Source organism: Pseudomonas sp. AGC41, assembly GCF_057334555.1.
Window position 1 is genome coordinate 15,088 of record NZ_JBHFJB010000011.1, and the last position, 20,914, is coordinate 36,001.

The 20,914-nt window shown below is 59.2% G+C and carries 24 protein-coding genes; 8 read left to right on the forward strand and 16 right to left on the reverse strand.

The window, feature by feature from the left end; translation table 11 throughout:
- Nucleotides 1-40: 40 nt before the first annotated feature.
- Nucleotides 41-1,135, reverse strand: coding sequence for an aminopeptidase (locus tag ACE04F_RS01555; protein WP_486104252.1), 1,095 nt, complete (start codon nucleotides 1,133-1,135; stop codon nucleotides 41-43).
- Between the two features lie 57 nt (nucleotides 1,136-1,192).
- On the opposite strand from ACE04F_RS01555, the gene ACE04F_RS01560 reads away from it, so the two are divergent.
- On the forward strand, nucleotides 1,193-1,606 hold the full coding sequence (locus ACE04F_RS01560; RefSeq protein ID WP_486104254.1) for a PA0061/PA0062 family lipoprotein: 414 nt from the start codon (nucleotides 1,193-1,195) through the stop codon (nucleotides 1,604-1,606).
- A gap of 38 nt (nucleotides 1,607-1,644) precedes the next feature.
- A complete protein-coding gene (locus tag ACE04F_RS01565; protein ID WP_486104255.1) occupies nucleotides 1,645-2,073 on the forward strand; it encodes a PA0061/PA0062 family lipoprotein in 429 nt (142 codons plus the stop codon).
- 6 nt (nucleotides 2,074-2,079) lie between these two features.
- On the opposite strand, the gene ACE04F_RS01570 is transcribed toward ACE04F_RS01565, so the two are convergent.
- Both ACE04F_RS01570 and ACE04F_RS01575 read right to left on the reverse strand, forming a co-directional pair.
- Complete coding sequence (locus ACE04F_RS01570; RefSeq protein ID WP_486104257.1) at nucleotides 2,080-2,313, reverse strand: DUF1161 domain-containing protein; 234 nt, start codon at nucleotides 2,311-2,313, stop codon at nucleotides 2,080-2,082.
- A gap of 139 nt (nucleotides 2,314-2,452) precedes the next feature.
- The gene (locus ACE04F_RS01575) at nucleotides 2,453-2,884 is read right to left on the reverse strand and encodes an OsmC family protein (protein ID WP_305497655.1); all 432 of its coding nucleotides are present in this window, start codon (nucleotides 2,882-2,884) and stop codon (nucleotides 2,453-2,455) included.
- A gap of 234 nt (nucleotides 2,885-3,118) precedes the next feature.
- Here ACE04F_RS01575 and ACE04F_RS01580 point away from each other — a divergent pair, with 234 nt between their 5' ends.
- Nucleotides 3,119-4,120: an LLM class flavin-dependent oxidoreductase gene (locus ACE04F_RS01580; RefSeq protein WP_486104260.1), complete on the forward strand. Its 1,002-nt coding sequence runs from the start codon at nucleotides 3,119-3,121 to the stop codon at nucleotides 4,118-4,120.
- Nucleotides 4,121-4,176: 56 nt separating this feature from the next.
- Here the strand turns inward: ACE04F_RS01580 and ACE04F_RS01585 are convergent, their stop codons facing one another.
- Both ACE04F_RS01585 and ACE04F_RS01590 read right to left on the reverse strand, forming a co-directional pair.
- Complete coding sequence (locus ACE04F_RS01585) at nucleotides 4,177-4,401, reverse strand: DUF1161 domain-containing protein (protein WP_434602430.1); 225 nt, start codon at nucleotides 4,399-4,401, stop codon at nucleotides 4,177-4,179.
- Nucleotides 4,402-4,515: 114 nt separating this feature from the next.
- Nucleotides 4,516-4,731 carry a dodecin gene (locus ACE04F_RS01590; protein WP_003177209.1) on the reverse strand — a complete coding sequence of 72 codons (216 nt, stop codon included), beginning with the start codon at nucleotides 4,729-4,731 and terminating at the stop codon, nucleotides 4,516-4,518.
- 156 nt (nucleotides 4,732-4,887) lie between these two features.
- Here ACE04F_RS01590 and ACE04F_RS01595 point away from each other — a divergent pair, with 156 nt between their 5' ends.
- On the forward strand, nucleotides 4,888-5,214 hold the full coding sequence (locus tag ACE04F_RS01595) for an ElaB/YgaM/YqjD family protein (protein ID WP_186611411.1): 327 nt from the start codon (nucleotides 4,888-4,890) through the stop codon (nucleotides 5,212-5,214).
- Here the strand turns inward: ACE04F_RS01595 and ACE04F_RS01600 are convergent.
- Nucleotides 5,187-6,104: a LysR family transcriptional regulator gene (locus ACE04F_RS01600; RefSeq protein ID WP_486104263.1), complete on the reverse strand. Its 918-nt coding sequence runs from the start codon at nucleotides 6,102-6,104 to the stop codon at nucleotides 5,187-5,189. The two genes, ACE04F_RS01595 and ACE04F_RS01600, sit on opposite strands and share 28 nt — an antisense overlap.
- A gap of 112 nt (nucleotides 6,105-6,216) precedes the next feature.
- On the opposite strand from ACE04F_RS01600, the gene trpB reads away from it, so the two are divergent.
- Together trpB and trpA are read left to right on the forward strand one after the other, a co-directional pair.
- The gene (trpB, locus tag ACE04F_RS01605) at nucleotides 6,217-7,449 is read left to right on the forward strand and encodes a tryptophan synthase subunit beta (protein ID WP_486104265.1); all 1,233 of its coding nucleotides are present in this window, start codon (nucleotides 6,217-6,219) and stop codon (nucleotides 7,447-7,449) included.
- Nucleotides 7,449-8,261: a tryptophan synthase subunit alpha gene (gene trpA / locus ACE04F_RS01610; RefSeq protein WP_486104267.1), complete on the forward strand. Its 813-nt coding sequence runs from the start codon at nucleotides 7,449-7,451 to the stop codon at nucleotides 8,259-8,261. Before trpB ends, trpA begins: the two co-directional genes overlap by 1 nt.
- 81 nt (nucleotides 8,262-8,342) lie before the next feature.
- On the opposite strand, the gene ACE04F_RS01615 is transcribed toward trpA, so the two are convergent.
- The 10 genes from ACE04F_RS01615 to ACE04F_RS01660 form a co-directional block, all read right to left on the reverse strand.
- Nucleotides 8,343-10,304 (reverse strand): DUF7844 domain-containing protein, encoded by a 1,962-nt coding sequence (locus ACE04F_RS01615; RefSeq protein ID WP_486104269.1) that lies wholly within the window; start codon nucleotides 10,302-10,304, stop codon nucleotides 8,343-8,345.
- On the reverse strand, nucleotides 10,301-10,621 hold the full coding sequence (locus ACE04F_RS01620; protein WP_039593376.1) for a DUF2388 domain-containing protein: 321 nt from the start codon (nucleotides 10,619-10,621) through the stop codon (nucleotides 10,301-10,303). The genes ACE04F_RS01615 and ACE04F_RS01620 overlap by 4 nt, the downstream gene beginning before the upstream one ends.
- A 31-nt stretch (nucleotides 10,622-10,652) precedes the next feature.
- Entirely contained in the window at nucleotides 10,653-10,958 is a 306-nt protein-coding gene (locus tag ACE04F_RS01625) for a DUF2388 domain-containing protein (protein WP_486104271.1), read from the reverse strand.
- Nucleotides 10,959-11,064: 106 nt separating this feature from the next.
- Entirely contained in the window at nucleotides 11,065-11,382 is a 318-nt protein-coding gene (locus tag ACE04F_RS01630) for a DUF2388 domain-containing protein (protein WP_486104272.1), read from the reverse strand.
- Between the two features lie 313 nt (nucleotides 11,383-11,695).
- Nucleotides 11,696-11,911, reverse strand: coding sequence for a DUF1127 domain-containing protein (locus tag ACE04F_RS01635; RefSeq protein WP_003187014.1), 216 nt, complete (start codon nucleotides 11,909-11,911; stop codon nucleotides 11,696-11,698).
- A gap of 319 nt (nucleotides 11,912-12,230) precedes the next feature.
- Nucleotides 12,231-13,724, reverse strand: a complete 1,494-nt coding sequence (gene scpC, locus ACE04F_RS01640) for a succinyl-CoA:acetate CoA-transferase ScpC (RefSeq protein ID WP_486104274.1) — start codon at nucleotides 13,722-13,724, stop codon at nucleotides 12,231-12,233.
- Nucleotides 13,725-13,921: 197 nt separating this feature from the next.
- Nucleotides 13,922-15,358, reverse strand: coding sequence for an NAD(P)(+) transhydrogenase (Re/Si-specific) subunit beta (locus ACE04F_RS01645; RefSeq protein ID WP_486104276.1), 1,437 nt, complete (start codon nucleotides 15,356-15,358; stop codon nucleotides 13,922-13,924).
- Nucleotides 15,358-15,681 (reverse strand): NAD(P) transhydrogenase subunit alpha part 2, encoded by a 324-nt coding sequence (locus tag ACE04F_RS01650; RefSeq protein ID WP_003187010.1) that lies wholly within the window; start codon nucleotides 15,679-15,681, stop codon nucleotides 15,358-15,360. The genes ACE04F_RS01645 and ACE04F_RS01650 overlap by 1 nt, the downstream gene beginning before the upstream one ends.
- 15 nt (nucleotides 15,682-15,696) lie before the next feature.
- On the reverse strand, nucleotides 15,697-16,818 hold the full coding sequence (locus tag ACE04F_RS01655) for a Re/Si-specific NAD(P)(+) transhydrogenase subunit alpha (protein ID WP_486104279.1): 1,122 nt from the start codon (nucleotides 16,816-16,818) through the stop codon (nucleotides 15,697-15,699).
- Nucleotides 16,819-17,248: 430 nt separating this feature from the next.
- On the reverse strand, nucleotides 17,249-18,148 hold the full coding sequence (locus ACE04F_RS01660; RefSeq protein ID WP_486104281.1) for a LysR family transcriptional regulator: 900 nt from the start codon (nucleotides 18,146-18,148) through the stop codon (nucleotides 17,249-17,251).
- A 157-nt stretch (nucleotides 18,149-18,305) separates the two neighbouring features.
- Here ACE04F_RS01660 and ACE04F_RS01665 point away from each other — a divergent pair, with 157 nt between their 5' ends.
- Nucleotides 18,306-19,487, forward strand: coding sequence for an acyl-CoA dehydrogenase (locus tag ACE04F_RS01665; RefSeq protein ID WP_486104283.1), 1,182 nt, complete (start codon nucleotides 18,306-18,308; stop codon nucleotides 19,485-19,487).
- 13 nt (nucleotides 19,488-19,500) lie between these two features.
- Complete coding sequence (locus tag ACE04F_RS01670; RefSeq protein ID WP_486104285.1) at nucleotides 19,501-20,721, forward strand: CaiB/BaiF CoA transferase family protein; 1,221 nt, start codon at nucleotides 19,501-19,503, stop codon at nucleotides 20,719-20,721.
- Nucleotides 20,722-20,914 lie beyond the last annotated feature (193 nt).

Here is a 20,914-nt window from a genome sequence, read left to right on the forward strand (position 1 = left end):
CCTCAAGGCGGTGCAACTGTGTCAGGTTTGGGCAGGTGGTTCATTGTGGTGGTAGGGGTTTGCTTGCACTGAGCGCCTTTAAGGTTGCTTTGCGTTCATCCACCGCCAACCGACCGAGCTTCTCCACCGCGGCATAGAACCTGACCCAATCTTCGCCCTCACGCCTGAACAACGTCGCAAACGCCGGCACCCACTGGTCATACAGGCCGAAGGGCAGCAGCCTGGCGTTGTTCAGTGGTGCGTAGACCCAGGCGTCGTAGCGCTTGTCGCCGGCCCATTGGGTGTCGCGCATGTGCTCGTAGTCGGCGCGCAGGCGTTCGAATTCCGCGGCCTTGCGCCGGCGCATCTGCTCGGCCGGCAGGGGGAGGGGGTAAAGGGCTTCGAGCCGCTGGCGGGTGTCGAGGATCAGTTGGATAAATTGCTCGCGTTGGCGCACCTTGTTGCCATTGTCCGGCGCCAATCCGCGATAGGCGCGCCATTGGCGGGTACCTTCCTGCTCGACGAAGGTGGCAAAGGATTCATTGAATTCGGTGTCGTCCTTTACGTAGACGCGCTGGTGCGCCAGTTCGTGAAAGATCAGCGTCGCCAAGCGCTCGTCGCCCCAGTGCAGCATCGAACTGAGGATCGGGTCATTGAACCAGCCCAGCGTCGAATAAGCCTCTACGCCACCAATCGAGACATCCATGCCGCGCAAGCGCTGCATCGCAGCCTCGCCTCGGGCGGCACTCTGGCTGTAGTAGCCGCGATACGCCACACAACCGGCAATGGGGAAGCAGTGGGTTTGCGGGGCCAGGGAAAATTCCGCGGTGGCGAAGACATTCCAGACGACAAAGGGACGGCCAATGTCCGCGTACAGGCGATAGCTTTGGTTGTCGGGCAGGTGCAGGTGGGCGCTGGCGAACGTCCGGGCTTCGCGCGCCTGGGCCAGATGCGCGCGCAACTTGGGATCACGGGCGGGGTCGGCGATGACCCGGTCGATCGGCTCTCGAGCTTGCAGCAGTCGTATCTGCCCACTGGCGAGCTGGCTGTAGTAACCGAGGCTGGAACAACCGTTGAGTAACAAAAGCACGAGGGCTGGAAACAAAATCCTGAAAACACGGTCGAGTAACCGATGGCGTGAACGCTGCCTGATCAATTTGGAATCACCTGGGAAGTCTGCCTCAAGACTATCTCGCCTGCCCGGAGCTTCGCTATGCGCGTGTTGATGCTGACTAGTGGCCTGTTGCTGCTGACCGGCTGTGCCGGTTTGCCTGATCCCGATCCCTCTCAAGCGTGGATCGACCTGGGAAACCATCGGGACACGGCTCTGCAAGCGCTGGAAGTCGATGACAAAGCCTCCATCGACCGTCGTTATTTCGAAGTGCAGCCCGGCAGCCATGAGCTTACGGTGCGTTATCAGTTTGCCGTGGAACCGGGCAACATCGGCCCGGATGCCGAGCCGTTGTGGCGTGATTGCCGGTTGAACGTGAAATTCAAGGATTTCAATGCGGGCCGACGCTACCAACTGCAGGCCGGCAGTATCGGCTTCCGTCCGTGGGCCAAGCTTTATGACGAGCAACGAAAGGTGGTGGGCCAAGGCACGCCGGCGGGCTGCCAGCAAAGCTGATCGGCGTTATGCTCGGCGCCTGACTTGAGGAAATCATCATGCGCCTACCCAAGCTGTTGTTGGCTCTCGTGACGTTGAGCGGATGTGCAACGAGCCCATTGCCTGAAATGGACCCGAACATGGCCTGGGTCGATTTCGCCACGCCAATGCCGGGCGGCAAGTTGCTGATGGCTGAAAGCCTGGATGGCCAGCGACTGCGGGACGGGCGGTTTTTCCAGGTCTCGCCGGGTAGCCATGAATTGAAGGTGCGCTTCGACTTCGAGGTGTTCGGCGCCGGCGGTGGGCTGGGCATGATGAGCGAGCCGAAAGAGCGGCTGTGCTACCTGATCGTACGCTACGACCATTTCGAGGCCGGCCAGCGATATCGCCTGGAGGCTCGCAACCTGGCTTACTCCCCAAGCGCACGGCTCTATAACGCCAAGCGTGAAATCGTCGCCGAGGATCGGCAGGCCAATTGCCTGATGTAGCGCTGCCTAGCGGTCGTTCTTCTGGTAGATGATTTTCTTGGTGCCGTATTCGCAACTGCCCACAACCATGTTCTGGTCGTGGACTTCGTCATTGGTGACGATTTCCAAGGTGTATGACGGCACGTTGTTGGCTTGGATTTTCGCTTCGATCTCTGCTTTCAGTTCCTCGCAGGATTTAGGCGCCGCGAGGGCCGATGTGGCCAATGCGCAACCGATGACTGCCAGGGCGAATCGTTTCATGCTGGAATCCCTCAATACAGCGCGCACTGCCTGTGCGCTGAAACTGCAGACCTGCATTCGATCACAATTGTCTTCGGGCAAATAGATCGCCCATCAAAAAGACCGCAGCCTGTGGAGAGGCTGCGATCTTTTCAGTTCATCAACTTACCAGCGAGGCCTCCAGGGTGATCTTGGCGTTGAGCACCTTGGAAACCGGGCAACCTTCCTTGGCCTTGTTGCTCAATTCCTCGAATTGTTCCTGGCTGGCGCCGGGAATCTTGGCCTTGAGGATCAGTTTCACCGCGGTAATGGCAAAACCGCCATCAACCTGGTCCAGCGTCACTTCGGCGTTGGTGTCGATGCTGTCGGCCTTGAGCCCGGCATCGCCGAGAATCATCGAAAACGCCATGGAAAAACAGCCCGCATGGGCGGCGCCGATCAGTTCTTCGGGGTTGGTGCCTTTGCCGCCTTCAAAACGTGCCTTGAAACCATAGGGCGCTTCACGCAACACGCCGGTTTCCGTGGAGATGGAGCCGATTCCGGTCTTCAGGTCACCTTCCCAGTGAGCCGATGCTTTCTTGACGATAGCCATGTGTGCCTCCTCATGATCCGGCGCGAGGGTTCGCGCCCGGTTATTTTCAGTGCCAGGATTGTGAGGATAGACCGGCTGATAAAGTTCACCTGGTCGATTAGTCGACTAATTTAGTAGGAAATTTCTCCGCTACTATTGAATCTCGGGTATATGCCCACATTCATAGGACACACCTATAGAAACGGCAGGCTTTCGCCTACAGGAAAGCTGGTACGCCGTTGGAGATGCCGGCCCATGAAACAGCTGTCCGAAGTCAAATTTTCAACCCTCGACCTTGTCCCCGTGCGTGCCGATGGCAACGCTGCCCAGTCCTTGCGCAACTCCCTGGACCTGGCGCAACACGTGGAAAAATACGGTTACACCCGCTTCTGGGTGGCCGAGCACCACAATATGGATGGCATCGCCAGCTCCGCGACGGCGGTGCTGCTGGGCTACCTGGCGGGCGGCACATCGACCATTCGTGTCGGCTCCGGCGGGGTGATGCTGCCGAATCACGCGCCCTTGGTCATCGCCGAGCAGTTCGGCACGTTGGAGGCCCTGTTTCCGGGCCGGATCGATCTCGGGCTGGGCCGCGCACCCGGCTCCGACCAGCTGACCGCCCGGGCGCTGCGCCGTGAACGCTCCGGCAGTGCTGATGATTTCCCTGACGATGTGGCTGAACTGATGCGTTACCTCGGCCCGCGAACTCCGGACCAGCGCATCATTGCCATGCCGGGCACGGGGACCAACGTGCCGGTGTGGCTGCTGGGGTCGAGCCTGTTCAGTGCGCAACTGGCCGGGGAGCGCGGCTTGCCCTACGCCTTCGCCTCGCATTTCGCGCCGCGTTTCATGCATGAAGCGATTCGCGTCTATCGCAATCATTTCAAACCGTCTGCGGTGCTGGACAAACCTTACGTCATGCTCGGCGTACCGCTGGTGGCAGCGGATACCGATGAGCAGGCCGATTACCTGGCGACTTCGGTATACCAGCGCATCCTGGCGTTGATGCGCGGCCAAAGTCTGGTACAGCGCCCGCCAGTGGAAACCATGAATGGCCTGTGGCTGCCCCATGAGAAAGAAGCGGTCGGTGATTTCCTTGGCCTGGCGATGATCGGAGGACCGCAGAAAATCCGCGCCAGGCTGGAGGTGCTGATTGAGCAAACCCAGGCCGACGAGCTGATTTTCACCAGCGACCTGTACGAGCACACCGACCGGCTGCACTCGTATGAGCTGCTGGCCCAAGTCATGAAAGGCTGATTCACGGCCACAAAAAAAGCCGACGCACTGCGTCGGCTTTGATTTTGAGCGCGCAATCAGCCGCGTTTGTAGACGATTTCCTTCGAACCGCCTTCGCAGGTGCCGACTACCTTTGCGTCAGCCGCTGCGCCTTTATCAACAACTTCCAGCGAATAACCCGATACACCTTTGGCATCAAGCTTCGCTGCGATTTCGCTTTTCAGCTCTTCGCAGGGCTTGCCGGCCGCAAACGCGCTACCCGCAAGGCTCAGCAAACCCAGGGCCACCATCAACTTCTTCATCGCTCGCACTCCTTGGACGGATCAAATAGGGAGGTATCGGAAAGGCCTGATGCGCCAACCATAGCGCATCGCCATTCCCTATGGCACTCCGCCAGCGTGCAAGTTCAAAGCAGCTCAGCTATTGGCGATCCGGAACCCGACCTTGATAGTTACCTGGAAATGCGCGGCCCGGCCGTTTTCGATGTGGCCGCGGGTCTCGGTGACTTCGAACCATTCCAGATGTTTGAGGCTTTTGCTGGCCTCTGCCAGGGCATTGTTGATGGCGTCTTCAATGCTGGTGGGAGACGAGCCGACCAGCTCGACCTTTTTGTACGTGTGATGATCACTCATGACGTTCTCCTTGGTTGTCTTTAACAGCCTAGCAGCGATTTTTCGCCTTACTTGTGTCGCCGTTTTCGCTGCGAAAGTTCAGATTTACTGCACTTTCGCAAACGGTCGCAGTCCCAATCCACACACGCTACTCAACCACTGCAGGAGAGAGCCACCATGGCCAGCACTTCGTTACGTAAAGCCTCGTTGCAAAGCATGGAAGCGGAGATCGAGAGTCTGCTCAAGTCCTTGGAAAGCCTGAAGGACGACGCTTCGGACGAGTCGCGCAAAACCCTCAAGTCGCTCAAGGCCAATGCCGAAAGCGCGCTGAAACACTCTCGGCATCTGCTCAGCGATGCGTATGAAGAGGTCAAGGTGAAAACCCGTGAAACCGGGATCGCCACCCGTGATTATGCTCAAGAACATCCCTGGACCACGGCCGGTGTCGCGGTCGGGGCGCTTGGTTTGCTGGCCGCTTACTTGCTGTGCAAGCGCGGTGACTGAATGGGTGGGCTCAGCTCATGCCTGAGCCACTCTGCCAATTGCCGGGCGCGTCCATCAGCGGCGCGCTTGGGCAGCCACAGCGCTAGCCGCGCCGGGGTTTCACTGAAGCCCCACGGCGCGACCAGGCGTCCGGCACGAAGGTCCTCGGCAACTAGCGGTTCAGGAGCGATTGCCACGCCAAGCCCGGCTACCGCGGCCTCGAGTAAATAATACAAATGCTCAAAACCTTGCCCGAACCTCAGCGATTGGGGTTCCAAGGCATTTTGCCGTGCCCAGGTTGGCCAAGCCTGTGGGCGGGAGGTGGTGTGCAATAGCGGCTCGCCCAACAATGTGCTGGCCGGTGCGTCCCGCAATCGTGCGAATCCGGCGTAGCGCGGGCTGATCACCGGGCCGATTCGCTCGCTGGCCAGTTCATACACTTGCATGTCGGCTGGCCAGGGCGGTTCGGCGAATACCAGCAGGGCGTCGAGTCCCGGTCGCCTCGGGTCCAGGTCGCCTTCGCCGGCGGACAGATGCAGGCGCAAGTCGGGCAGATCAGCGTTGAGCCTGCCCAGGCGGGGTATGAACCAGCGCGCCAGCAGGCTCCCTGAGCAGCCCAGCACGAACGGCGCGTCCGCAGTGCTTTGCGTCAGCTCCGCGCAAACCGTGCGCAGGCGTTCGAATGCATCGGCGCTGGCGTCACGCAGACGCAAACCTGCATCTGTGAGTTTCAGGCCACGCCCATCCTTGATGAACAGGCTGACACCCAAGTGTTCTTCGAGCACTTTCAATTGCCGGCTGACGGCGCCGTGGGTGACGTGCAGGCTTTCCGCCGCCTGGCTTACGCTGTTCAGGCGGGCGGTGGCCTCGAAGGCACGCAAGGCGTTTAGCGGCGGAAGGTCGTGGCTCATGGTATCTGTGAGTTTTCCTGACAGGTTGCGGCGATCTTATCGGTTTTCAGGGCGCGATGGCAGGGGTAGAGTGATCCTCATTGTTTTTCTACGCATTCGCCTGGAGCGCCCGATGACCCAGCCTACGACCCATTTCAACCTGCGCAGCGGCCCCGATGCCAATGGCCTGTTTGGCGCGTTCGGCGGCCGCTACGTGGCCGAAACGCTGATGCCGTTGATCCTTGATCTGGCCCGTGAATATGAAGTGGCAAAGGAAGATCCTGCGTTCATTGAGGAACTTGCCTACTTCCAACGCGATTATGTCGGTCGTCCGAGCCCGCTGTATTTCGCCGAGCGCCTGACCGAGTACTGCGGCGGTGCGAAGATCTACCTCAAGCGTGAAGAGCTGAACCACACCGGCGCCCACAAGATCAACAACTGCATCGGCCAGATCCTGCTGGCGCGGCGCATGGGCAAGAAACGCATCATCGCCGAGACCGGCGCTGGCATGCACGGCGTGGCCACTGCCACCGTGGCTGCGCGTTTTGGCCTTGAGTGTGTGATCTATATGGGCACCACCGACATCGAGCGCCAGCAGGCCAACGTGTTCCGGATGAAACTGCTGGGTGCCGAAGTGATCCCGGTGGTTGCCGGCACCGGGACCCTCAAGGACGCGATGAATGAGGCCCTGCGCGACTGGGTAACCAATGTCGACAGCACGTTCTATCTGATTGGCACCGTGGCCGGGCCGCACCCTTACCCGGCGATGGTCCGTGATTTCCAGGCGGTGATCGGCAAGGAAACCCGCGATCAGTTGCAAGCCCAGGAAGGCCGGCTGCCGGATAGCCTGGTGGCATGCATCGGTGGCGGCTCCAACGCCATGGGTCTGTTCCATCCGTTCCTGGATGACAAGAGCGTCGATATCATCGGCGTTGAAGCGGCTGGTTATGGCATCGAGACCGGCAAGCACGCTGCGAGCCTGAACGGTGGCGTTCCGGGTGTGCTGCACGGCAACCGTACGTTCCTGCTGCAGGACGACGACGGGCAGATCATCGACGCCCATTCCATATCCGCAGGTCTTGATTATCCGGGGATCGGTCCGGAACACGCCTGGTTGCATGACATCGGCCGGGTCCAGTACACCTCGGTCACCGACGCCGAAGCTTTGGAAGCCTTCCACAAATGCTGCCGTCTTGAAGGGATTATTCCTGCGCTGGAAAGCGCCCACGCCTTGGCTGAAGTGTTCAAGCGCGCGCCGAACCTGCCCAAGGATCATCTGATGGTGGTCAACCTGTCCGGCCGCGGCGACAAAGACATGCAAACCGTAATGCACCATATGGAACAGTCTCAGCAGGAGAAACATTGATGAGCCGCCTGCAAAGCCGTTTTGCCGAACTCAAGGAACAGAATCGCGCGGCGCTGGTGACGTTTGTCACCGCCGGTGATCCGGACTACGACACTTCGCTGGCGATCCTCAAGGACCTGCCTGCCGCTGGCGCGGACGTGATCGAGCTGGGCATGCCGTTCACCGATCCGATGGCTGACGGCCCGGCAATCCAGCTGGCGAATATTCGCGCGCTGGGGGCCCAGCAGAACCTGGCGAAAACCCTGCAGATGGTGCGTGAGTTTCGCAAGGACAACACCGAGACGCCGCTGGTGCTGATGGGTTATTTCAACCCGATCCATCGTTATGGCGTGCAGCGTTTCATCGGCGAGGCGCTGGACTCCGGCGTCGATGGCCTGATCGTGGTGGACATGCCGCCCGAGCACAACAGCGAACTGTGCGAACCGGCCCAGGCCGTCGGCCTGGACTTTATCCGCCTGACTACGCCAACCACTGACGACGTGCGCTTGCCCACCGTGCTCAACGGCAGTTCCGGTTTTGTCTACTACGTGTCAGTTGCCGGTGTGACCGGTGCCGGCGCCGCAACGCTGGAACATGTGGAAGAGGCTGTGGCGCGTTTGCGTCGCCATACCGATCTGCCGATCAGCATCGGTTTCGGTATCCGCACGCCTGAACAGGCCGCAGCTATCGCGCGGCTGGCCGATGGGGTAGTGGTTGGCTCGGCGCTGATCGACCATATTGCCCGTGCCGACACGTCGGAGCAGGCGATCGATGGCGTGTTGAGCTTGTGTGCTGCCTTGGCTGACGGCGTGCGCAAGGCGCGTCTGGGCTGATTGCTGGTCCGGTTGAAGCTTCAAAAAAGGGGGCTCAGAACTGAGTTCTGAACCCCCTTTTTAAAGTTTCATCCAAGCGGGTCAGGGCAACTCCAACCCGCCCCCGGCCTTGTGCAGCTCGCGCAAATGTTTGCCGATCTCCTTCACATTGGCCTCGCTTGCGGCAATTTCAGCCGCGCGGCTCGGCTCCAGCAACGCCCGAACTTCCTTATCCAGGTCGCCTGTGAGCGTTTGCAGTTGCTTTTGGCGCAGGCTGCTTTCCGATTCCAGCCGTTGCCACTCGCTAGGCTGCGGCAGACCATAGCCGCCGCTGCCCAGCAATTCGGCCGGGCGGCTCAGGAAGCCGCTGTTGGCGAGAATCTGCTGCAGCGTCGCGTTTGCCCGTTCCATACCGCCGTTCTGCAACTCGCGAGCACCAAGATAGCGCTGCTTGACCTCATCCTGAGCCAGCAGCAACTGCCGACGGAAACTCGCTTGCTCCAGCAGAAGCAGCGCCGCGCTGGTGCGCAGGTCTGCCTGCTCGAACCAGGTACGGCGTTCAGTGGCGTCCAGGGCCAGCCAGTCTTCAACGGTTTGCTGTTTGATGGGCAGATGCTTTTTCAGGACTTCGAACATCGCCTGATAGCGGTCGCGGAACGAGTCGAAACGGTAACCGAGGCGCAGTGCCTCCTTGGGATCATCCAGTACGCTGGTGTCCGCCAGGCCTCGACCCTTGAGGATTTCCAGCAAGCCGTTGGGCATGATGCTGTCCAAGCCTTTGAGCTGCTCGTTGTTACTGCCGCTGCGCAGCAGCTTCAGGCTTTCAACCGCGCAGTTATTGGAGAGGAAATAGTAGTTTCCGTCGTAGCTCCAATGCATTTCGGCTGCACGTTCGACAGTCTCCTCGATCTCGGCACGAGACAGATTCAGCGGCACTGACGCCAGGCTGCGCAGTTCGGTTTTGGTGTATTCATCGATTACCTGGGCCAGCGGCAGCACAAACAGGCGCGACGGGTATTTGCCCACCAGTCCGTCCCAACTCGACAGCTGCACATCACCTACAAACGCACGGTAAGACAACACCAGATGCTGGTCCAGGTCCAACCGGCAATCCGGCCCACGCGGCCTGCCTGGCGCGCAGATCACCAGCCGGAGCATGCTGTGGCCCCAGCGACTGACCCAGTTCTGGTTGGCTTCGGCCAGCAGGTAATCGATGGCGTAGACGCGCTCCGGATCGACTTTGCCCAACGGCGTCTTTGCAAAATCGTTGCCGGCGTTGAGAAAAGCGAAAGACTGGGCGCAGGTGTCCTTGGCGGCAGGCGCCCAGCCGAAGTGTTCCTGATAATAGCGATACAGGGCGGGGCGCCGGCAGGCATAGCTTGGGTCCAGGAGGAAATACTCCATGTTCACCGCGACGAACTCCTTGGGGCTGCTCGTCTCGTAGAGGTCCGGGCTGCGGGCGACCTGGCGGTTATGCTGTTCCCGTTCGCCGCGGCGGCCGACGTATTGCGGCCAACCGGCCAGGTCGAGCAAGCGTGGATCATCGCTGAGGGTGAAGCGGCGGTTGTTCTCGCCCCGGCACTCATCCGGGAGCCCGATCAGTCCTGCACTGCTGTTGCGCCGCGTACAGCGCTGGATCAGCGCACGTTCGGCATTCGGCCATAGACGCGAGCGATCATAGATATGGGTCAGTTCGTGCAGGACCGTGGCGAGCATTTCTCGCCGCACCGTGCCGTGCGGCCGCTGGGTCTTTTGCCTGGCGGCGCTGCCGTCGGTGAGGCTGTCGAGCAGGTTACGGTTGAGATCCAGCTGTGACACCAGCGAAGCCTGGCCGTAGGCATTTTCCGGCATCTGGTCGGTCCAGCCGACATCGATGCGCCGGTCCAATCGCTCGATGAAACGCGGAGGTAATGCTTGCATGGCTTCATCGAGCAATGCCTGACTGGCCTGCTGTTGCGCCGGGCTCAAGCCGTCGCTATTGAGGTGCAGTTGCAGGCCGGCCTGGGCAGTGCCGCCGATGAGAAGCACAACCCCGGCCGTCAGCCAGGCGGCGAGTCGCCTCACAATGCGAGGATGGCTTCGGCGAGAACCTGATCACTGGCGTCGCGCGCTTCCGGTACGCGGGTACGCAAGGTTTCGAAAGCGGCCTCGAGATGAGCACCACGAATTTCGCCGTTGCTGGCGACGAAGCTGGCCGCGTCGTCGTGGGCTTCACGGACGATTTTCGAATCACGGATGGAGGTAGTGGTGTCAGAGGTGAAATCGATCGAGCGCTGGGAAGCGCGAACGATGATGTTACTGGTGGCTACCAAGGTATGTGCCTGGGCCACATCGGCCAACACCAGCAGGCCAAGGGCGGCAGCAATCAGCGGGCTACGCATGGAACGACTCCGAAAAGAAAAATACAGATAGCTATTGGACGAGAATTGCCTGTGCCAGTTCAAGGTCGCTGGCGTGAAGTTTTGGCTGGCTCCGGCGTAGGTAAGCCAAGGCCGATTCCAACTGTGCGCCTCGCAACTGTCCATCGCTGGCAATGAATGTCGCGGCGTCATCGCGAGCGGCGACGACCAGTTTATTGTCGAAGGGCGCCGAGGTCACGAGGCTTGTGGCATAAGCGCTGGCCACCAGCTGTTGGGTGGACACGTCAAAGGCTTGGACCGGAACAGACCAGCAGAAAGCTGCGAAGAAAAAGGCTCGGTAAAGATTTGAAAAACGCATGGGACTCGAGAGTTGTTGGCGAGCCTGAAGGCTAGCGCAAACCGGCGGGCCAGAGCCAGTGATGAAACATCGGAACACCTCTGGGCGCCCGATGTTTCATGTTGCATCAAATGACCAGGATGGCCTGGGCCAGCTGCGCATCGGTGGCATTAAGCTGCGGAGCCTGCTGGCGAATGAAATCCAATGCACTTTCCAGCTTCACGCCACGGATGGCGCCTTCGCTAGCCACGAAGCTGGCGGCATCATCACGGGCCGCTTGAACAATTTTGTTGTCCCGTAGTGAAGAGGTGGCGTCGGAGGTTACGTCGGAAGTGGCCTTGAGTGCGCCAACGATGGAGTCAGTGGTGACGATAAAGCTGCTGGCGTTGGAGTGGGCGGCTACGGCCAGCAGGGCAGCTGTGCTGAGCAGGCGAAGACGGATCATGATGAAACTCCTTGATAATGAAGTGATGCCGGTGCGTGTAGCAGGAAGAGGAGACGCAGATTCGACTCGCTTCGCCACGTCAGGATCGATATTAGGACAGAACGCGGCGGCTGACAGCCACGGAATAGTAACGAGGCCGGCAGGTTAAAACTGTACCTGCCAATGCTAAGAAAATACAGAACTGTTCCAGTCCCTGAAATTTAACCTCCAGCCCCAGAAACGACGAAACCCGCCGTGGTTTCCCACGACGGGTCTCGTTTGTTCAATTCGGTGCTGGCAGTGGACCCGATGGGTCAGGGCCAGCGACGCTGAGTTAGCGCCAGAACGGCTTGCTCAGCTCTTCGTAGCGTTGTGCTTCGCTGATACCGGCGTCAGCCAGCAGACGCGAATCCAGACGAGCCAGTTGATGGCGGCTGGCAATGCGGCGCTGCCACAACATCAGGTTGGCGATAACGCGAAGAGGCAGGGAAGCCTGGTTTTTTTCAGCTTTGTCTTCGAAAAACAGCTCGGAACTGAGTGTACGTTCCATGGTTGACATCCTTCCGCTTGTGGCGGGATCAGGTAGTGGTTTGACTGGTGCCCATGATCCTCCCGTTTGGCCAGTCTCTCTAGATACAGTTCAGCTGTATTGTGAGAGACCAGTTAACTGTTAAAGAGCGGTGTACTGGTCGATATTGAGGCAACTGTACCTATCTGCACGATTTAGGTGCATTACAAGCCGTTTCTCCCTCTTTTGTAGGAATGGGATGTAAGAAATCACCGGTACAGTAGTACAGTTTTATACGGTGGCTGCCCCAGCCATAAGCATTTACCGAAACTGTTATTGCCGTCTCACTGGACCAGCTGTATCACATCGCCAACATGCGTCCGGTTTCCTCGAGGTTGAGGTGCCAACTGAGTGCATCCTTCAGAATGTGCGGCGTATGTCCGCCCAGCTTACGAGCGGCTTCAAAATAGTCGCTGAGCGCCTGGCGATAGATAGGGTGTACGCAGTTGTCGATGATGACCCTCGCTCGCTCCCGTGGCGCGAGCCCCCGCAGGTCGGCCAGGCCGATCTCTGTTACCAGGATGTCGACATCATGCTCGGTATGGTCCACATGGCTGACCATCGGCACGACGCTGGAAATGGCACCGCCCTTGGCGATGGATTTGGTAACGAAGACCGCCAGGTGCGCATTCCGGGCGAAGTCGCCCGATCCGCCAATGCCGTTCATCATCCGCGTGCCGCACACATGGGTGGAATTGACGTTGCCGTACAGATCGAATTCCAACGCTGTGTTGATGCCGATGATGCCCAGGCGGCGCACGACTTCCGGGTGGTTGGAGATTTCCTGTGGGCGCAGGGCCAGTTTGTGCTTGTACCTTTGCAGATTGCCAAAGACATCGGCATTACGTCGAGCCGACAAGGTAATGGAGCTGCCGGAAGCAAAACTCAGCTTGCCGGCATCGATCAGGTCGAACGTGGAGTCTTGCAGCACCTCGGAATACATGGTCAGTTCTTCGAACGGTGCGTCGATCAAGCCGCACATCACGGCGTTGGCGATATTGCCGATCCCGGCCTGCAAGGGGCCAAGCTTGTTGGTCATCCGACCGGCCGCCACCTCTTGCTTGAAAAAATCGATCAGGTGATCGGCAATGGCCTGCGTATCGCTGTCAGGCGGCAGGACGGTGGAGGGCGAGTCCGCTTGATGGGTGATGACAATGGCGGCGATTTTGTCCGCAGGGATCGGAATGGCGGGGCTGCCGATGCGGTCATCGACGTTCACCAGGGGAATCGGTGTGCGGGTCGGGCGATAGCTCGGGATATAGATGTCGTGAAGCCCTTCCAGATTCGGGTTGTGGGCCATATTGATCTCAACGATTACCTGCCTGGCGAAAATCGCAAAGCTGGCCGAATTGCCCACCGATGTGGTGGGCACGATATGGCCTTGCTCGGTGATGGCCACGGCTTCGATCACGGCGATATCTGGCAGCTTGAGCTGCGCATTGCGCATCTGTTCGACGGTTTCCGAAAGATGCTGGTCGATGAACATGACCTCGCCAGCGTTGATTGCCTTACGCAGGGTGCTATCGACCTGAAAGGGCATGCGTCGCGCCAGCACGCCTGCCTCCGTGAGCTCCTTGTCGAGATCGTTGCCCAGGCTCGCTCCGGTCATCAGGCTGATTTTCAGCGGCATAAGCCTGGCCCGTTCGGCCAGTGCGTGAGGTACCGCCTTGGCTTCTCCGGCGCGGGTGAAGCCACTCATGCCAACGGTCATCCCGTCCTCAATCAACAAGGCTGCCTCGGCAGCGCTCATCACTTTGTCCAACAACGAAGGCAGGCGGATGCGGTCACGGTACATGGATGGTTGTCTCGGGCAGGAAGCAGGATGCGCAGTGTAGAGAATTCGCGCCGTGCCCGACCCGCTACAAAAGTCGCATTTGAGGCCTCTATTACGGGCGTTTCAGGCAAAACATCATTACCGTATCGGTAACTTTCTGCCTTGATACAAATCAAAACGCCCCGACAGGTCGGGGCGTTTTGATAACACTGCGGAGCTTATTCCACGGCCTTTACCATGTCCTCAATGACCTTCTTGGCGTCGCCGAACACCATCATGGTCTTGTCGAGATAGAACAGCTCGTTGTCCAGGCCGGCATAACCGCTGGCCATCGAGCGTTTGTTGACGATGATGGTCTTGGCCTTGAAGGCTTCGAGGATCGGCATGCCGGCGATCGGCGACTTCGGATCGTTCTTCGCCGCCGGGTTGACCACGTCGTTGGCGCCCAGTACCAGCACTACGTCGGCCTGGCCGAACTCGGAGTTGATGTCTTCCATCTCGAACACCTGGTCGTAAGGCACTTCGGCCTCGGCCAGCAGGACGTTCATGTGCCCGGGCATGCGACCGGCCACCGGGTGGATCGCGTATTTCACGGTCACGCCATGGTGGGTCAGCTTCTCGGTCAGCTCTTTGAGCGCATGCTGCGCCCGCGCTACCGCCAGCCCGTAGCCCGGAACGATGATCACGGTGTCGGCGTTGGTCAGCAGGAAGGTTGCGTCGTCAGCCGAGCCGGATTTCACCGGGCGGGCTTCTTTCGAGCCTGCCGGGCCAGCCGCATCTGCGGTGTTGCCGAAACCGCCGAGCAGCACGTTGAAGAACGAACGGTTCATCGCCTTGCACATGATGTACGACAGGATCGCACCGCTCGAACCCACCAACGAACCGGCAATGATCAGCATCGAGTTGTTCAGCGAGAAGCCGATACCCGCAGCGGCCCAACCGGAATAGCTGTTGAGCATCGAAACCACCACCGGCATGTCAGCGCCGCCGATCGGGATGATGATCAGTACACCCAGGACAAACGCCAGGGCCAGCATCAGGGCGAACGCGCCGAGGTTGCCGGTAAACATGAAGGTCAGGCCCAGGCCCAGCGTTGCCAGGCCCAGGATCAGGTTGAGCTTGTGCTGGCCACCAAACTGTACCGGTGCGCCCTGGAACAGGCGGAACTTGTATTTGCCCGAGAGCTTGCCGAACGCGATCACCGAACCGGAGAAGGTGATTGCACCGATGGCGGCGCCGAGGAACAGCTCCAGGCGGTTACCCGCCGGAATCGGATCCCCCAGTTGCTTGACGATGCCCAGCGATTGCGGCTCGACGACCGCCGCGATGGCAATGAACACCGCCGCCAGGCCGATCATGCTGTGCATGAATGCCACCAGCTCCGGCATCTTCGTCATCTCGACGCGCTTGGCCATGATCGAACCGGCGGTGCCGCCAACCAACAGGCCGACGATTACGTAACCAATACCGGCGGTCGCAAGCTCGGCGCCCAGTTTGTAGATGAGACCCACGGTGGTAAGCACCGCCAGCGCCATGCCGAGCATGCCGAACAGGTTGCCTCGGCGGGAGGTGGTGGGGTGCGACAGGCCTTTAAGGGCCTGGATGAAGCAGATCGACGCGATCAGGTAAAGCGTCGTTACCAGATTCATGCTCATTACTTGGGCGCCTCTTCTTTGACCGCTTTCGGGGCTTTTTTCTTGAACATCTCGAGCATGCGGCGCGTCACCAGGAAACCACCGAACACGTTGACCGCAGCCAGGGCCACGGCGAGGGTGCCCATGGTCTTGCCCAGAGGCGTTACGGTCAGGGCGGCGGCGAGCATCGCGCCGACGATCACGATCGCCGAAATGGCGTTGGTCACCGCCATCAATGGAGTGTGCAGCGCGGGGGTAACGTTCCAGACCACGTGGTAACCGACATAAATCGCCAGCACGAAGATGATCAGGTTGTAGATACCGGGGGAGATAAGCTCTTCCATTGTCTGAATCCCTGCTTAGGCGTTTTTGCGGATGACTTGGCCGTCGCGGCACATCAGGCACGCGGCGACGATGTCGTCTTCCAGGTTCACGTCGAACTGACCTTCCTTGGTGAAGACCAGCTTCAGGAAGTCCAGCAGGTTACGGGCGTACAGCGCCGAAGCATCGGCCGCGACTTCTCCGGCCAGGTTGGTCGGGCCGCAAATGGTCACGCCGTTTTCAACCACTACCTGATCGGCCACGGTCAGCGGACAGTTACCGCCCTGTGCTGCTGCGAGGTCGATGACCACCGAGCCCGGTTTCATCTGCGCGACGGTTTCGGCGCTCAGCAAAGTCGGTGCCTTGCGGCCCGGAATCAATGCGGTGGTGATGACGATGTCCGCCTGTTTGGCGCGCTCGTGCACGGCCTGGGCCTGGCGCTGCATCCAACTGGCCGGCATCGGTCGCGCGTAACCGCCGACGCCGATGGCGCATTCACGCTCTTCGTCGGTCTCGTAAGGCACGTCGACGAACTTGGCGCCGAGGGATTCGATTTGTTCCTTCACCGCAGGGCGCACATCCGAAGCTTCGATGACCGCCCCCAGGCGCTTGGCCGTCGCAATCGCCTGTAACCCCGCCACGCCCGCACCGAGAATCAGTACGCGCGCCGCTTTCACGGTGCCTGCGGCGGTCATCAGCATCGGCATGAAGCGTGGATAGTGATGGGCGGCCAGCAACACGGCTTTGTAGCCGGCGATATTCGCTTGAGACGACAGCACGTCCAGGCTTTGAGCGCGGGAGGTACGCGGCGCGGCCTCAAGGGCGAATGCGGTGATGCCGCGTTCGGCCAGCTTGGCGATGGTTTCGTTGTTGAACGGGTTGAGCATGCCCACCAGAACGGTACCGCTCTTGATCAGCGTCAGTTCGCTGTCGCTGGGGGCAACCACCTTGAGAATCAGCTCGGCCCCGAATGCATCACTGGCGCTGCCAATGGTTGCGCCAGCTGCCTCATAGGCACTGTCGATAACGCTGGCCTTGATGCCGGCGCCGCTTTCAACAGTGACTTTATGGCCTTGGCCGACCAGCTTCTTGATGGTTTCCGGGGTAGCAGCAACCCGTGTTTCACCCGTCTGGGTTTCGAGAGGAACACCAATGTGCACGTCAAATCTCCTGCGTGATCTTATTGAGTAAACCCAGGCACTTCGGATGGTGCGACTGGGGCGGCCGATCAGCACGATCCCGCCTGACCAGGCGGGGCGCGGCATTTTGCAGGCGAATATTCAGCCCTTCAAGGGATTATGACGTGTGACGTAAATATAACTACAAGTCACCCTGTGACCGAATGTCGCAACTGGTAAGGTGAAGGTCGCTAAACCCAGAAAAATCAAGGGATAACGGCAATTGTGGTTCTTTTTGCATCGGTCAGATGAATGGAGCGATATGACTCGCTCGATATGGCTTAAAGCCACGTACTTCAACGGTTCTAGGACGTTTGTACCGATATGGCCACAGTTTGGTTAAATGCGACAAATAGTTATATCTGTAGTGTCTAATATAGTATTACTACTTATTTTATGGGTAAGTTTTTCCTTAATTTTCAACATCATAGCCTCTAGCTTCGGTGACCAGCCAATCGCGAAATGCCCGCAGCGAGGCCGATTCCGCCTTCCGTTCCGGGATCATCAAGTAATACGCCTTGAGGCTCGACAGGGCATTGGGGTTGGCAATGACCAGACGCTTCTCCGCCAATTCGCGCTGGATCAGGAAGGGCGGGATCAAGGCAGCACCCATATCGTGCATGGCGGCTTGGGCAAGCATGGAGAATAGTTCATAGCGCGGACCTGTCAGGTCACGCGCGATATTAAGGTCTTGTGAGTTGAACCACTGGCGCCACGCGTATGGGCGGGTTGTCTGCTGGAGCAGGGGGAGCTCGGCGATTGCCTCCGGTGTCAGGATTTTGCGGTTGCCTAGCAAGGAGGGGCTGCATACCGGCAACGGTTTTTCGCCCATTAATTTGTGAGATTCGGTACCGGACCAGTCCGCGTCGCCGAAGTAGATGGCTGCATCGAAATCCGTATCAGCGAACAGGAAAGGGCGCGTGCGGTTGGTGAGATTGACCGTTACCTCAGGGTGCTGCTGCTGGAAATCCTTGAGGCGTGGCAGCAGCCATTGAGTGCCAAAGGTGGGCACGACGGCGAGTTCGATAACGTTCGCGCCGGTGTGCCCCATCACTGAAAGGGTATCGCGCTCGACGGCATCCAGTTGCGTGGCGATTCGACGGCTATATGAAAGCCCCGCTTCAGTCAGCTTGACGCCGCGTCTTGAGCGTCGGAAAAGCTCCACGCCAAGGAAGTCCTCCAGGCTGGCAATCTGTCGGCAGATAGCGCCTTGAGTGAGAGATAGCTCCAATGCCGCCTTGGTGAAGCTTTCGTGGCGTGCGGCAGCCTCGAAGCTGATCAGAGCGGCGGTGCTTGGGATTTTACGACGCATATACGCAAGCCTCACTCGTTATCCGCACAACGGCGGTCTATGGTGTTTACGGAGTGAGAAACTAGCACAACAACATGCCGAATCCTCGTTTGCTCTCGTGGGAAACCGGGCCTAGGATCAGTCCACGATTTTCCATTTGATTGGCGAGGACTTTTTCATGGCCGGTAAAGCGAGCTTCAGCTGGATCGATCCCTTGTTGTTGGATCAGCAACTTACCGAAGAAGAACGCATGATTCGCGACACCGCCGAGCAGTTCGCTCAACAGAAGCTGGCGCCGCGCGTGCTGGAGGCGTTCCGTCATGAAAAGACTGACCCGGCGATTTTTCGTGAAATGGGGGAAGTGGGCCTCCTGGGCGCCACCATTCCCGAGCAATACGGCGGCAGTGGCCTGAATTACGTCAGCTACGGGCTCATCGCCAGGGAAGTGGAGCGTGTGGACTCCGGCTACCGGTCGATGATGAGCGTGCAGTCCTCACTGGTCATGGTGCCGATCAACGAATTCGGCACCGAGGCGCAGAAACAGAAGTATCTGCCCAAGCTGGCCTCGGGCGAGTGGATCGGCTGCTTCGGCCTGACAGAGCCGAACCACGGCTCCGACCCGGGTGCGATGATCACTCGGGCGCGCAAAGTTGACGGCGGTTACAGCTTGACCGGTAACAAGATGTGGATCACCAACAGTCCGATCGCGGATGTGTTTGTCGTGTGGGCGAAGGACGATGCCGGTGATATCCGCGGCTTCGTGCTGGAGAAGGGCTGGAAGGGGCTGAGTGCCCCGGCCATTCACGGCAAGGTCGGGCTGCGCGCTTCGATTACCGGCGAGATCGTCATGGACAACGTATTCGTGCCGGAAGAAAACATTTTCCCGGACGTGCGTGGCTTGAAAGGTCCGTTCACCTGTCTGAACTCGGCGCGCTATGGCATTTCCTGGGGCGCCCTGGGGGCTGCCGAGTTTTGCTGGCACACCGCCCGTCAATACACGCTCGACCGGCAGCAGTTCGGTCGCCCATTGGCCGCCAATCAGTTGATCCAGAAGAAACTGGCCGATATGCAGACTGAAATTACCCTCGCACTCCAAGGATGCCTGCGTCTTGGGCGTATGAAAGATGAAGGCACGGCTGCGGTAGAGATTACCTCGATCATGAAGCGCAACTCTTGCGGTAAGTCCCTGGATATCGCACGCATGGCGCGGGACATGCTGGGCGGCAATGGTATCTCCGACGAGTTCGGCATTGCTCGTCATTTAGTGAACCTTGAGGTGGTGAACACCTACGAAGGTACGCACGATGTTCATGCGCTGATCCTGGGTCGCGCGCAAACCGGCATTCAAGCGTTCTATTAATAGGGGAACGGCCATGGGCGCGCTTTCGCATCTGCGGGTGTTGGATTTATCGAGGGTTCTGGCTGGCCCTTGGGCCGGGCAGATCCTCGCGGACCTGGGGGCGGAGGTCATAAAGGTCGAGCGTCCGGGTAACGGTGACGATACGCGTGCCTGGGGGCCGCCCTTCCTGAAAGACGCCTATGGCGAGAATACGACCGAGGCGGCTTATTACCTGGCGGCCAATCGCAACAAGCAATCGGTCACGATCGATTTCACGCGCCCCGAAGGGCAAAAGCTGATCCGGGAACTGGCGGCCAAGTCCGACATCCTGATCGAGAACTTCAAGGTGGGTGGCCTTGCGGCCTATGGTCTGGATTACGACTCGCTAAAAGCGATCAACCCGGAACTGATCTATTGCTCAATCACCGGGTTTGGCCAAACGGGCCCTTACGCCAAGCGTGCCGGTTACGACTTCATGATCCAAGGGTTGGGCGGCTTGATGAGTCTGACTGGCCGGCCGGAAGGGGATGAGGGGGCAGGGCCGGTGAAGGTCGGTGTTGCGCTGACCGATATTCTTACCGGCCTGTATTCGACCGTTGCCATTCTGGCCGCGTTGGCTCATCGCGATCATTCGGGCGGCGGGCAACATATCGATATGGCATTGCTGGATGTCCAAGTGGCTTGCCTGGCCAACCAGGCGATGAATTACCTGACCACCGGCAGCGCGCCGAAGCGGCTGGGCAATGCGCATCCGAATATCGTCCCTTATCAGGATTTTCCTACGGCTGACGGTGACTTCATCCTTACGGTGGGTAATGACAGTCAGTTCCGGAAGTTTGCCGAGGTCGCCGGCCAACCGCAGTGGGCCGATGACCCGAGGTTCGCGACAAACAAGATGCGTGTGGCGAATCGGGCGGCGTTGATTCCATTGATTCGCCAGGCGACGGTGTTCAAGACGACTGCCGAATGGGTCATACAGTTGGAACAGGCCGGTGTGCCGTGTGGGCCGATCAACGATCTGGCTCAGGTGTTTGCCGATCCTCAGGTGCAGGCTCGCGGGCTGGCAATCGAGCTGCCTCATGCGTTGGCGGGTAAGGTGCCACAGGTAGCAAGCCCGATTCGCTTGTCCGAAACGCCGATCGAATACAGGAGCGCGCCGCCATTATTGGGAGAGCATACGCTGGAGGTGCTGCAGCGGGTGTTGGGGCTGGACTCGAAGACGGTCATGGCTCTGAGGGGCTCTGGAGTTCTTTAGCTTCCTCTCTTCTATATAGCAGGAGCGGCGACTTCAAGTGTTCGGGCAACTCATTGAAAGAAAAGCGAAATAAAGGGTTGACGGCAAATTCTGGATGTCTATAATTCGCCCCACTTCCGGCGCAGTCGAAACGGAAAACTCCTTTAGTTTCAACGAGTTAAGTAGGTTTCGAAAATGTGCGGCTTCAGTTCAT

What these genes read in the sequence shown, in the direction of transcription:
- ACE04F_RS01560 (WP_486104254.1), top strand. Translation starts at nt 1,193, where the DNA reads ATGCGCGTGTTGATGCTGACTAGTGGCCTGTTGCTGCTGACCGGCTGT.
- ACE04F_RS01565 (WP_486104255.1), top strand. Translation starts at nt 1,645, where the DNA reads ATGCGCCTACCCAAGCTGTTGTTGGCTCTCGTGACGTTGAGCGGATGT.
- ACE04F_RS01570 (WP_486104257.1), bottom strand. Translation starts at nt 2,313, where the DNA reads ATGAAACGATTCGCCCTGGCAGTCATCGGTTGCGCATTGGCCACATCG.
- ACE04F_RS01575 (WP_305497655.1), bottom strand. Translation starts at nt 2,884, where the DNA reads ATGGCTATCGTCAAGAAAGCATCGGCTCACTGGGAAGGTGACCTGAAG.
- ACE04F_RS01580 (WP_486104260.1), top strand. Translation starts at nt 3,119, where the DNA reads ATGAAACAGCTGTCCGAAGTCAAATTTTCAACCCTCGACCTTGTCCCC.
- ACE04F_RS01585 (WP_434602430.1), bottom strand. Translation starts at nt 4,401, where the DNA reads ATGAAGAAGTTGATGGTGGCCCTGGGTTTGCTGAGCCTTGCGGGTAGC.
- ACE04F_RS01590 (WP_003177209.1), bottom strand. Translation starts at nt 4,731, where the DNA reads ATGAGTGATCATCACACGTACAAAAAGGTCGAGCTGGTCGGCTCGTCT.
- ACE04F_RS01595 (WP_186611411.1), top strand. Translation starts at nt 4,888, where the DNA reads ATGGCCAGCACTTCGTTACGTAAAGCCTCGTTGCAAAGCATGGAAGCG.
- ACE04F_RS01600 (WP_486104263.1), bottom strand. Translation starts at nt 6,104, where the DNA reads ATGAGCCACGACCTTCCGCCGCTAAACGCCTTGCGTGCCTTCGAGGCC.
- trpB (WP_486104265.1), top strand. Translation starts at nt 6,217, where the DNA reads ATGACCCAGCCTACGACCCATTTCAACCTGCGCAGCGGCCCCGATGCC.
- trpA (WP_486104267.1), top strand. Translation starts at nt 7,449, where the DNA reads ATGAGCCGCCTGCAAAGCCGTTTTGCCGAACTCAAGGAACAGAATCGC.
- ACE04F_RS01620 (WP_039593376.1), bottom strand. Translation starts at nt 10,621, where the DNA reads ATGCGTAGCCCGCTGATTGCTGCCGCCCTTGGCCTGCTGGTGTTGGCC.
- ACE04F_RS01625 (WP_486104271.1), bottom strand. Translation starts at nt 10,958, where the DNA reads ATGCGTTTTTCAAATCTTTACCGAGCCTTTTTCTTCGCAGCTTTCTGC.
- ACE04F_RS01630 (WP_486104272.1), bottom strand. Translation starts at nt 11,382, where the DNA reads ATGATCCGTCTTCGCCTGCTCAGCACAGCTGCCCTGCTGGCCGTAGCC.
- ACE04F_RS01635 (WP_003187014.1), bottom strand. Translation starts at nt 11,911, where the DNA reads ATGGAACGTACACTCAGTTCCGAGCTGTTTTTCGAAGACAAAGCTGAA.
- scpC (WP_486104274.1), bottom strand. Translation starts at nt 13,724, where the DNA reads ATGTACCGTGACCGCATCCGCCTGCCTTCGTTGTTGGACAAAGTGATG.
- ACE04F_RS01645 (WP_486104276.1), bottom strand. Translation starts at nt 15,358, where the DNA reads ATGAGCATGAATCTGGTAACGACGCTTTACCTGATCGCGTCGATCTGC.
- ACE04F_RS01650 (WP_003187010.1), bottom strand. Translation starts at nt 15,681, where the DNA reads ATGGAAGAGCTTATCTCCCCCGGTATCTACAACCTGATCATCTTCGTG.
- ACE04F_RS01660 (WP_486104281.1), bottom strand. Translation starts at nt 18,148, where the DNA reads ATGCGTCGTAAAATCCCAAGCACCGCCGCTCTGATCAGCTTCGAGGCT.
- ACE04F_RS01665 (WP_486104283.1), top strand. Translation starts at nt 18,306, where the DNA reads ATGGCCGGTAAAGCGAGCTTCAGCTGGATCGATCCCTTGTTGTTGGAT.
- ACE04F_RS01670 (WP_486104285.1), top strand. Translation starts at nt 19,501, where the DNA reads ATGGGCGCGCTTTCGCATCTGCGGGTGTTGGATTTATCGAGGGTTCTG.